9 protein-coding genes and 2 pseudogenes are annotated in these 9,378 nt (G+C 50.7%); 4 read left to right on the top strand and 7 right to left on the bottom strand.

Going from position 1 to position 9,378, the window contains the following annotated elements; genetic code table 11:
* Nucleotides 1-71 precede the first annotated feature (71 nt).
* The 4 genes and pseudogenes from H522_RS19995 to H522_RS22605 all read right to left on the bottom strand — a co-directional run.
* Nucleotides 72-2,546 carry a molybdopterin-dependent oxidoreductase gene (locus H522_RS19995; protein WP_051344371.1) on the bottom strand — a complete coding sequence of 825 codons (2,475 nt, stop codon included), beginning with the start codon at nt 2,544-2,546 and terminating at the stop codon, nt 72-74.
* A gap of 654 nt (nt 2,547-3,200) precedes the next feature.
* A complete protein-coding gene (locus H522_RS0116025; RefSeq protein ID WP_026963094.1) occupies nt 3,201-3,716 on the bottom strand; it encodes a hypothetical protein in 516 nt (171 codons plus the stop codon).
* A 269-nt stretch (nt 3,717-3,985) separates the two neighbouring features.
* Nucleotides 3,986-4,300, bottom strand: a complete 315-nt coding sequence (locus H522_RS22610; protein ID WP_051344370.1) for a Holliday junction resolvase RecU — start codon at nt 4,298-4,300, stop codon at nt 3,986-3,988.
* Nucleotides 4,287-4,505 (bottom strand): annotated as a pseudogene (locus H522_RS22605) (Holliday junction resolvase RecU); the annotation flags it as partial. The gene H522_RS22610 and the pseudogene H522_RS22605, both read right to left, overlap by 14 nt.
* Before the next feature lie 534 nt (nt 4,506-5,039).
* On the opposite strand from H522_RS22605, the gene H522_RS21790 reads away from it, so the two are divergent.
* Nucleotides 5,040-5,360: a site-specific integrase gene (locus H522_RS21790; protein WP_026963093.1), complete on the top strand. Its 321-nt coding sequence runs from the start codon at nt 5,040-5,042 to the stop codon at nt 5,358-5,360.
* A complete protein-coding gene (locus H522_RS22600) occupies nt 5,333-5,752 on the top strand; it encodes a site-specific integrase (RefSeq protein ID WP_081412224.1) in 420 nt (139 codons plus the stop codon). Before H522_RS21790 ends, H522_RS22600 begins: the two co-directional genes overlap by 28 nt.
* Nucleotides 5,753-6,276: 524 nt before the next feature.
* On the opposite strand, the gene H522_RS22420 is transcribed toward H522_RS22600, so the two are convergent.
* Nucleotides 6,277-6,606: a DUF6504 family protein gene (locus H522_RS22420; RefSeq protein ID WP_342664418.1), complete on the bottom strand. Its 330-nt coding sequence runs from the start codon at nt 6,604-6,606 to the stop codon at nt 6,277-6,279.
* Here H522_RS22420 and H522_RS22595 point away from each other — a divergent pair.
* Nucleotides 6,605-7,216 (top strand): annotated as a pseudogene (locus H522_RS22595) (SOS response-associated peptidase). The gene H522_RS22420 and the pseudogene H522_RS22595 sit on opposite strands and share 2 nt — an antisense overlap.
* Nucleotides 7,217-7,288: 72 nt before the next feature.
* On the opposite strand, the gene H522_RS0116000 reads toward H522_RS22595, so the two are convergent.
* Together H522_RS0116000 and H522_RS0115995 are read right to left on the bottom strand one after the other, a co-directional pair.
* On the bottom strand, nt 7,289-7,756 hold the full coding sequence (locus H522_RS0116000) for a DUF4411 family protein (protein WP_026963091.1): 468 nt from the start codon (nt 7,754-7,756) through the stop codon (nt 7,289-7,291).
* Nucleotides 7,757-7,776: 20 nt separating this feature from the next.
* Nucleotides 7,777-8,940 (bottom strand): helix-turn-helix domain-containing protein, encoded by a 1,164-nt coding sequence (locus tag H522_RS0115995; RefSeq protein ID WP_026963090.1) that lies wholly within the window; start codon nt 8,938-8,940, stop codon nt 7,777-7,779.
* A gap of 180 nt (nt 8,941-9,120) precedes the next feature.
* Here H522_RS0115995 and H522_RS0115990 point away from each other — a divergent pair.
* A partial coding sequence (locus H522_RS0115990; RefSeq protein WP_026963082.1) for a transposase occupies nt 9,121-9,378 on the top strand: 258 nt, incomplete at its 3' end.

Here is a 9,378-nt window from a genome sequence, read left to right as displayed (position 1 = left end):
TCCGCCTTGGTCACCAAGAACCCTCCCACATTCGATTCTGGGGGAATCATCTCGCACAAGGCAGGTTGGCGCTAGGTGTGGACTATTTGACGCTCGCGTTCTGACTGGCGAAACTGTGGTTTTGTGTCGAGATTCCGGTAAGGCATGTACGGAGGGATAACCACATTCTCCTTCGATGGTATCTCCAGTTCACGCCCTACGTCTGCACGGTATGGAGGAGTCATTTTATTTGCCCATTGAAGTTCTTCTACTGTTATTCCATGCTTTTCGGCCACCGACTCCAATGTGTCTCCTTGGGCCATCTTATACTTCTTCCGAACCGGTTCAACCCTGCAGGCAGACTGTTTGAATATCGGTTGTTTGGATACAGGATCCACAAAATCAACCGTTAGGTCATTTGCAGACTGGTTTTGAGTCCAACTCCCAAAATGAAATGGCACAAACACTAAACCAGGCCGCACTGTATCAACCACCCTGGCAGGCACTTCAATACTTCCGCGTGCGGTAACCACTCGAACCATTTCTCCAGGAAGGATAGACAACTTTTCAGCATCCTGCATGTGTATTTCCACATACCCCTGTGGTGCAGCCATATGCAGGTTGGGCGAACGCCCCGTCTTTGTTCTAGTATGCCAGTGCCATACTATGCGCCCAGTGGTCAGCCAAAGCGGAAATTCGGGTGTCGGTCGTTCGGCAGGGGGATAGTACGTCAGTCCATAAAGTATAGCCCTGCCATTGGCTCCGATACGTTCGAATTCCTCTTTGGTGCGCTCTCTACCCGTATTTGGGTCCTTGCCGAACGATTGAGCATCATCCACGTGAGTGTGGAAGACCAAATCCTCATATAAGCGGGGAGTCCCGTCCGGCCTTTGTTTGTTCGCAGGCCACTGTATGCCGTTTTTCTCTTTAATTTTCTCATACGTCATTTCGGTCATGTCACTCGGGCGCCCTCGTGAGACACGTTTCCACTCCTCAAAGCATTCTCTTGGAGTTGTATATTGGATGAGAGGATTTCCGTCCTTGTCCGTAAATCCCATTCGCTTGGCATAGTCCAGAAGTATATAGAAGTCCGCTTTGACTCCATTCGGAGGTGGAACGGCAATCTCACACAAATTCAGCATTCGATCCGCATTCTCCATCAACCCCTCCTTTTCTCCCCACATGGCTGTTGGCAGAACAATGTCCGCTACTTCGGTTGTTTCTGTCAAAAATGCGTCTTGAACCACAACAAACGTCTTTTCCAATGCTTTCCGGGCACGCCATCTGTTTGGCAGCGATGCCAACGGGTTTGTATGTATATTCCAGAAGAGCCCCAGTTTTCCCGTTTCCATCAGATAGATCATGTGTTCAATATCTTTTTCGGGCCCAATCTCCAAATGAGACGGTTCTACATTCCAAAGTTCAGCCATTTCTTGGATATGTTTCGGGTTTGAGGGGTTGCGGTTTGCGGGGTAAGATCCCACCCCGCCAACCGTACGGTTGGTGGAGGAACTGGGTTGTCCAGCCATATGCAAAGGGCCGCAGCCTGGCCGACCAATCAGTCCTCGGACCAAATGAAGGTTATTGATTGCAATGCACGTCGATGTCGCATCCGCACTCTGAAACGCTCCCTGAAGCGTTGTGGAAACCAGCGAAGGGGTTTTCCCGAGCTGTTCTGCCGCTCTCATAATTTGTCCCCTTGGTAGTCCAGTCACCTCCGCCGTCACGTCCAAATTCCATGGCTCCACGGATTTTGCCATTTCGTCAAACCCAACCGTATGGTTTGCTATAAACGTTTTATCGATCCAACCGTTTTGCAGAATGAGATGCAGAATGCCGTTTAATAGTGCAAGATTGGATCCGGGGATAAGTTGGAGATGAAGGTCGGCTGCATCGGCTGTCAATGTCTTTCGTGGATCGACCACAATAATAAAAGGCTTTTCCCCCCGACGTTTACGGGACATGATACGTTCAAACAAAACCGTGCCTGTTTCAGCAATATTATGGCCAAACAACATGATTGTATCTGTCACATCCAGGTCCTCGAACCCTGCCGGTGAACCGTCAACCCCAAAGGATTCCAACAAAGCCCACTGAGTCGTGGCAGTACAAAGCCGGGTATTGGCGTCGAGCAAGTGGGAGCGCAAGCCGGCTCGGCCGATCTTCGCGATCGTATAATAGTCCTCGAGAACTCCCTGCCCGGTGGAGTAAATCGCGATCCCATCAGGACCAAGCGTGCTCAACACCTCTTTGCTCTTTTGCACAAACAAATCCATGGCAGTATCCCACGTTGTCGGCACCAGCTTCCCCGAAGCATTGCGAACAAGCGGTGTCAGAAGGCGATCCGGACTGTTATTCGCATACCACTGATTTTCGCCTTTTGGCCCGAGTCGACCCCGATTCACAGGATGTTTACCGTTTCCTTTGATTCCGACAATTTTATTGTCCTTTACGGCAATAAAGCATCCACATCCGACAGAGCAAATGTTGCAAGTACTGTATACCCATCGGTCAACCTCGCCTTGTGAGTACACGTTTATGTCGATCCGTTCATTCTTCCACACCATTTATGCCCTCCGTATCTGTGCCCGTCGGCGATATGCGATAGGAACGATGTACTTTGTGTCCATGTCTCCGTACATCTTTTCGATGATAGGTGCCATTTGCTCTAACTCGCGAAATATCTGTATAAATGTCTGTTCCACATCTTTAAGTTGCTGTATGGTATTTGCATGCATCCATTTGGATGCCCTGATCCACGCACGTACAGTAGATTGGGCTGCTTCATCATCACGGTAAACGATTGAGATGAAGTTGCGGAATTGGTTTAAGTCCATTGGTACTTTGCTTGCCACCTGGATAGCCTGAGCAAGGATTCGCTCCTGTTCTTCCAACACGGCACGAAGCCGAATTTCCAAGGGATTGTGGTTCATTGGCTCTTGTTCAAGGAACCCCTTGACAAGGGTATTAACACGATTCAGCGCAGTGGGAAGTTCCTCTATTTTCCTCACCTCTTATTGGTTTCAGTGACAATTATGGCCAGCCGTTGATATGCATATGCAGGCTGCGCGGTGGGCCAAGTCGTCAAAAACACTCCGCCCGTCGCGCAGGCGTCCCCGCAATCCAGGATTGACTCATCGAAGGATATTTCCATGCTCAGGCTGGTCAAGGCGCACCGCGATAGTGGAAATGATTAGGGGATACCATAAACAGCATACAGCTTATCCCCTCCACCACCCGCATTCGAGCAGTTCTATCGCCGTATCCCTCACCCTATAAACCTGGCTTTTCTCCAGTTTCACGATGCTACACACGGACTCCCACGATACCCGATCTCTGTATATTAGCCGCAGGATTTCCTGGTGCTTCTCGCTCAATTCCGCCACCCGGCTCTCAATATCGGACAATGCCATGTCCACCTCAGCTAACCGCAGACGCGTCTCTTCCAGTTGTGTGTCCCGCTCTCTCCGTTCCAACTGTTTCACCACGGTAGTGCTCACACTGTCGCTCACGCCACTCCCGCGTGGCATACCGTCGAGTACAGGGCTACGGTAGACCGCGTATCGATCGAGCATGCGTAGATATTCCTCGAGTCTCACGACAGTGGCCTGCAGTCGGTGCTTCTCGTGTTCAAGGCGAGCCCAGTTCTTGAGTCGCCCATCGTACACGCGGCGACCGCAGATATCCGCAGTACCAGTCGGGGTAACGCCACAGCATCTTGATGCGAATGTATCCACCCCGCTTACCACCTTCGCAGTAGTAAACTTGCCTGGTTGCCGTAGTTTCCTGGTTCATCATAATTTGAACCTATCGCCCATTGTAGTAAGGTTTGGGTAACTCTGCTTCCTTGGCCCCTTACCACGGGGCCCGTTCTGTCTTGGAAACATTTTTGCAATGACTCATCCTCATGTGCGTGATACGCTGATCTGGCCGGGTTTGTACCCGGGTCCTAACTGTGTTTCACCCTTAACCCCTTTCTGCCCCGATGTAGGGGCGTCTTTTTTTCTCACGCCGTCTGATGGATTAGCTCGTTCACTACGGCCAGATAGTCTACTGCCACGCCTCTACTGCTCCGTATGCTGTAGCACTGCACCTCCAAGTCCTCACGCGGGATGCTGGCCTTTCCTCCTGCTTTCCACCTGTCCCACGCGTTCAGGATGACCTTCCCTGGCACATACAATCGCTCGTCGTCCCTTGCAAACTCCACGATGGCGAATACGACGGCACCTTGATCCAGACACGCCCGCATATGCTCGATTTGGTGTTCGTGGAAGTTCGCGAGCGGAAAACCGTCGCATCTCGCGCGTGCTCTTAGCCTCAAACTGCAAACTGTGACCCTGGTAGACGCCTTCGTTATCGACTGTACAATTCGCCTCCAGGTAAGCCGACAGAATGCGCGTGCCCTTCGTCCGCACGATGGCCACGGGTGTCGGCCTTTTCGTGACCACCGCCCAGCCGCGTGCCCGGTAGACTTCGTTGGTCTGGTTGATGAGCGATTCGAGCGCCGCACCCCGGTTGCCGTAGATTGTCGCACTCGCTGCTCCATCGCCTCCGTTTAGTCCAGTTTCACTTGTACGACCTCATGATGACTACCCTCATCCAGAGCAGGTGACCGGAAGGTGGATACCCATTGGATCCGACGACCAGATATGCGGTGACTTTTCTCATACTGTTCGCCCGTTTAATACTGGGCCCACCCATACGAGTCCCTATCTTCACAACGTTCACGATCATTGCGCTCCTGTATCCAACCCCTTAGGTATCTCGGAGGGTCATAAGTCGCATTCTCTTTCTGCTCATGTTCTTGCTCACCACAGAGAACTCGTGAGGTGTTATATCATTCGCCGGTGCAGAGGATGGCTGCCGCATTCCCACGGGCGTCCTTGATGTCGTCTAGCGCTCTGCTCATCCCCACACGCTCCTTGCTTTCTCCGGCACCGGCACTGTCATGCCGCTCTCCACGTCCACCTCCACCTGGATTGTCTTGTCCGCTGCCACGACCGAAAGCGTCGGTGAAACGGGAGATCCACGCGCTTTCCGTAGAGGAGTGCCGACGCTTCTTGGACGCTGCGGTTTATGACCGATACTTTCCCCTTTTTGCTCTGCTGTTAGATACAGGATTGCGGCCGAGTGAGGCACTAGGGCTGCAGTGGTCTGACGTGGACCTGAAAAAGGGCTTGATTCACGTACGACACTCACTGGAGAAGACATCTGACGGATGGCGCCTCAAGGAACCAACGACGAAGGCCAGTCGGCGTACCATCCCGCTCACCCACAATGTCTCTGAGATCTTGCGGGAACACAGGAAGACGCAGCTGGAGGAACGATTGAAGCATGGGAACCCAGACATGGAATGGGGGATATGGTGTTCATCACAGTGAAGGGAAAACCAGTTAACCTGCACAATCTCAGGAGTCGTCACTTTAACCCACTCCTGAAAGCCGCAGGATTGCCCTCAGCCATCGTTTTATACGACCTACGGCATACATGCGCCACCCTGCTGCTGTTGGCCGGCGAGAACCCGAAAATCGTGTCTGAGCGATTGGGTCATTCAAGCATCCACGCTCGACGTGTACAGCCACGTCCTGCCTACCATGCAACAGAGCGCCGCCGCGAAATTAGATTCACTGTTATTCGGGGATTAGTGATCGATATGTACACCAAAACGTACACCATTTCGCAAGACAGGCCACTCTTGCGAGTGGCCTGTTCCTCAAAATCCCCGTCATATCAAGGTTTTTCATGGTGGGCGGTAACGGGCTCGAACCGCTGACCCCCTGCTTGTAAGGCAGCCCCGAAGCGTCTTGCACCGAATGCCAACCAGTTCCGATGAGTGCCATTTTCCGCGCCATGACAGGCATTTTGGGCTTTCGGTTCTGAATCGGATTTCCATCCGCTGACCAGTATTGCGGCTGAGTTCGCACACAAACCGCACACAGGGACGCTCGTACATCTGCTTATTTATCGGGAAAGGCGGCGTTGCAACTTCAAAGAATTGACACTCACTTCATCAGCAATGGTTTTTTATTGTTTGCCCCGGCCAGGTCTGATATAGAAGAGTTGTGGGCATTGGAGGAAGATGCATGATGTGCGAGGCGTTGCGGCAAAGAGAAATGTCATTACGCCGACATCTGTGGGTGTGATGACGAAGAAGCGCCGATCTTCCATGTGTGCGGCTTTGAGATGAGGGAAACGCGCGGGTGCTGCCCGTGGTGCCGAAACTGCGGGTACAAAGGAGTATGCGGGGATCCGACATCATGAGCAGGAATCGGACCGATGTCACGAAAGTTAGACTATTTAGTCCCACACTCGATACAAAAACCACTCCTTCCCAACTTCCTCGATGTCATAAAATCCGCCATCGTCCGCAATCAGCCTGAATACATGATGCTCCGGCTCTCCCTCCCACCATTGCCCCGATTCGCACCAGTAGTCGTAGATCTCCATCACGCGCAGACGACGCCCAGGGTTCACAAAAGCTACGGGATGCCCCCTTCCTATCTTTTCGCACCTGTATTTTCCGCTGAACCAACCGGGACATATGGACACAACTCCCAGTGCGCATACGAACGTTTGTTCTGTATTATATTCCGTGTGGGCATACTTGCAACTGAGGTGACATGCCATGTGCGGACGGTTCACGCAGACATTCGAGGATTGGTCAGAGGTACTTGAGTATTTCGGTATCACGGACAATGGATTCCGGATCCCGCCACGGTACAACATCGCACCAGCCCAGGATGTTGTTGCGATTATTTCGGATGGACATGAACGTCGTATCGGGATGTTGCGCTGGAGGCTGATTCCGACCTGGCTGAAGACCGCGAACACGCGATTCAAGACATTCAACGCGCGCACGAGACCCTGTTGGCCAAGCCTACATTCAAGCGCTTGGTGAGTCGTAAGCGATGCCTGATTCCCGCAGACGGCTTCTTTGAGTGGCAAGCGGAACACGAAACGTCCATATCGGATTCGGCTGAAGAAACGCGAGGTATTCGCGTTCGCTGGTCTGTACGATACGTGGAGAGGACCGAACGGAGAGACCATCAGTAGCTGCACCATCATCACATGCGAGCCAAACTGGTTCATGGCCAACATCCACGACCGCATGCCTGTGATTCTCAGCCGCGAAGCCGAGGATATCTGGCTGGATCGCGGTAGACGGATCCCGACATCGTCACGTCCGTGCTCCGACCGACCGATGAGGAGATGTATGCGTACCCAGTTAATCCGATGATCGGCAACGTTCGGAATGATGGGCCGGAGTGCATCGAAAAGTATGTATGATGAACCGATATAATGATGGCGTTTAGAAAGTCCATCCTTCCCTTCGAATCAATTCAATAGTATTTATATATTTTATCCCCAAATCTACACAGACATTTGGTATTTTTATTTTTGTCTGATTAGGGCCAACCAACGCCTCTTGAGTGACCACAATGCCGTTTTTGGCTTTTGCCAAAGCAATCACATATGGATCGGCCCAGATTCCGTCATGTACTGTCTTTGGAAGGAATCTATCTCTATATGTATTCACAATGTCAGATACGACCTCTTCTATATGTTCATCTGTCTCGACGAATATGTGCTCTCTCTCCTTCACCCAAGTGAAAAGATCGTCGCCTCCCCTTTGTAATTCAGATAACACTTGCGTCGGAGCAATAACCATTTCCTTGCGAATGAGAGAATCAATCTTCTCCCAAAAAGAACTGAATACATCCGGAGGATAAGCGGTTCTCCATGAATTAATGAAGACGTTTGTATCAAAGCAATACAAAACTTACGCGCCTCCCCATGTTAATGGCCGACCAATTCATTCTCGATCTTACCTAAGTGAGTAAGCTTTATCCCTCCTAAATACGTAGACACATCGTATAGTCCGATAACATTGTTTTGATATGCACTAAGTACAAGCCCTGTATATGTCCTCCCGTTCATCCTAACAATTTTCTTCTCATATGGCATATAACCGCCTTTTTTACCTCTCTCGCGCTGTCTAGAATACTCTGTTTCGTACAGTCGTCTTTTTTCTTCGTAAAATTCCCGGCTTGTTCGCCCAAGTACTAACAATCGACGTAGAATCACTTCCTGGCTCACCTTGAATCGATTTGCCAATCGATTCAATTCCCAATCCGCCCAAATCAGACTCTTCCTTTTCTCCTTGACCAATTCTTCGTCAAGCAAAGCATACCGCGGAACCAATACCTCTCCTGCGACATTATTACAAAATATTTCAACTCTATCATGTCTATTGGAGGTTCTCCTTAGATCACAAATACCTCCATTACGAAGTGCAACATGTGTCAATTCATGAAATAAAGTAAATATTCTTCCTCTTATGGAATCCTTAATGTTTATTGTTATTACGGGCAAGACAGGTTCCGTGATCGAAAATCCGCGCATCTGCTCTATTGGGACCCTAGTCGCATGGAAAACGAGAACTCCCATTCTTTCAATAGCCGCTATCCATTTGTTCAACGCCTCGTTATCTGTACCCCAAGAAAGTTGGTCGTCAATCCCGATTCCAATCAAAGCGCGAATCCTAGCTGCAACGGTCTCCGGCGATTCATGCAAATGCGCCTTGATTGGATATTCTTGACTTTTCTCTTGGAGTCCCTCCATCAATTCAAGGGCAGTTTCCCGACGTTCAAACGCTTGGCGTATTTCATACAGCAGCTCAGGAGACGAGTCTCCATCCTCACCATACGGTACTCTAAAATCAGGAATAGTCGGCGGATTCGAAGGTTGTTCTTTCAAGTAAAACATGGCCGTGGGCCTATGATACAAGTGACCTATATGTTCTAATTGTTTAAACGTCGGTTTGTCTTCTCCGCTCTCCCACTTTTTCAATTTTTCTACAGAAATACCAAGTTTCCGTGCGGCCTCGTCCACAGAAAATCCAGAAGCTCCTCGTGCCCAAACCAACATTTGAGGGTTAACATTGGCCTTCGCTCGACTCATACACATAACCCTCCCTTACACAATACAGACGCAGGAGCTCATATATATTGTTTTACCACAAGAAGTATCCATCCATGCAATAGGCGACTAAGCTGTATCGACGATGTGAGGCGGTCTATACTTGCCCCAGAGTCAACCCAGACAGAAGGGATGGGTTAAGATGAAGTAGAGGTGTTTGTGATGCCGGGACGTAAGTGGACAGTGGACGAAAAGATGAACATCGTGCTCGAGGGCATGATGCCCGGTGCGAACATCAGCGAGGTTTGTCGGCGGCATGGCGTGGCCCAGAGTCTGTATTACAGGTGGCGTGAAGCATTCCTGGCTGGTGGACGGGCTGGACTTCAGTCCGGACCCTCTACGAGGGAGCAGGAGCTGGAGAAGGAGTTGCAGGAGGCTCGGGCTAAGATCGGTGAACTTACGATGCAGGTGGATGTGTTA

Source organism: Alicyclobacillus herbarius DSM 13609 (genome assembly GCF_000430585.1).
Lineage (GTDB): Bacteria > Bacillota > Bacilli > Alicyclobacillales > Alicyclobacillaceae > Alicyclobacillus_G > Alicyclobacillus_G herbarius.
The sequence above is the reverse complement of the archived record's forward strand: the minus strand, read 5'-3'. Positions and strand labels throughout refer to the sequence as shown.

What these genes read in the sequence shown, in the direction of transcription:
- H522_RS22420 (WP_342664418.1), bottom strand. Translation starts at nt 6,606, where the DNA reads ATGGCATGTCACCTCAGTTGCAAGTATGCCCACACGGAATATAATACA.
- H522_RS0115995 (WP_026963090.1), bottom strand. Translation starts at nt 8,940, where the DNA reads ATGAGTCGAGCGAAGGCCAATGTTAACCCTCAAATGTTGGTTTGGGCA.
- H522_RS22600 (WP_081412224.1), top strand. Translation starts at nt 5,333, where the DNA reads ATGGGGGATATGGTGTTCATCACAGTGAAGGGAAAACCAGTTAACCTG.
- H522_RS19995 (WP_051344371.1), bottom strand. Translation starts at nt 2,546, where the DNA reads ATGGTGTGGAAGAATGAACGGATCGACATAAACGTGTACTCACAAGGC.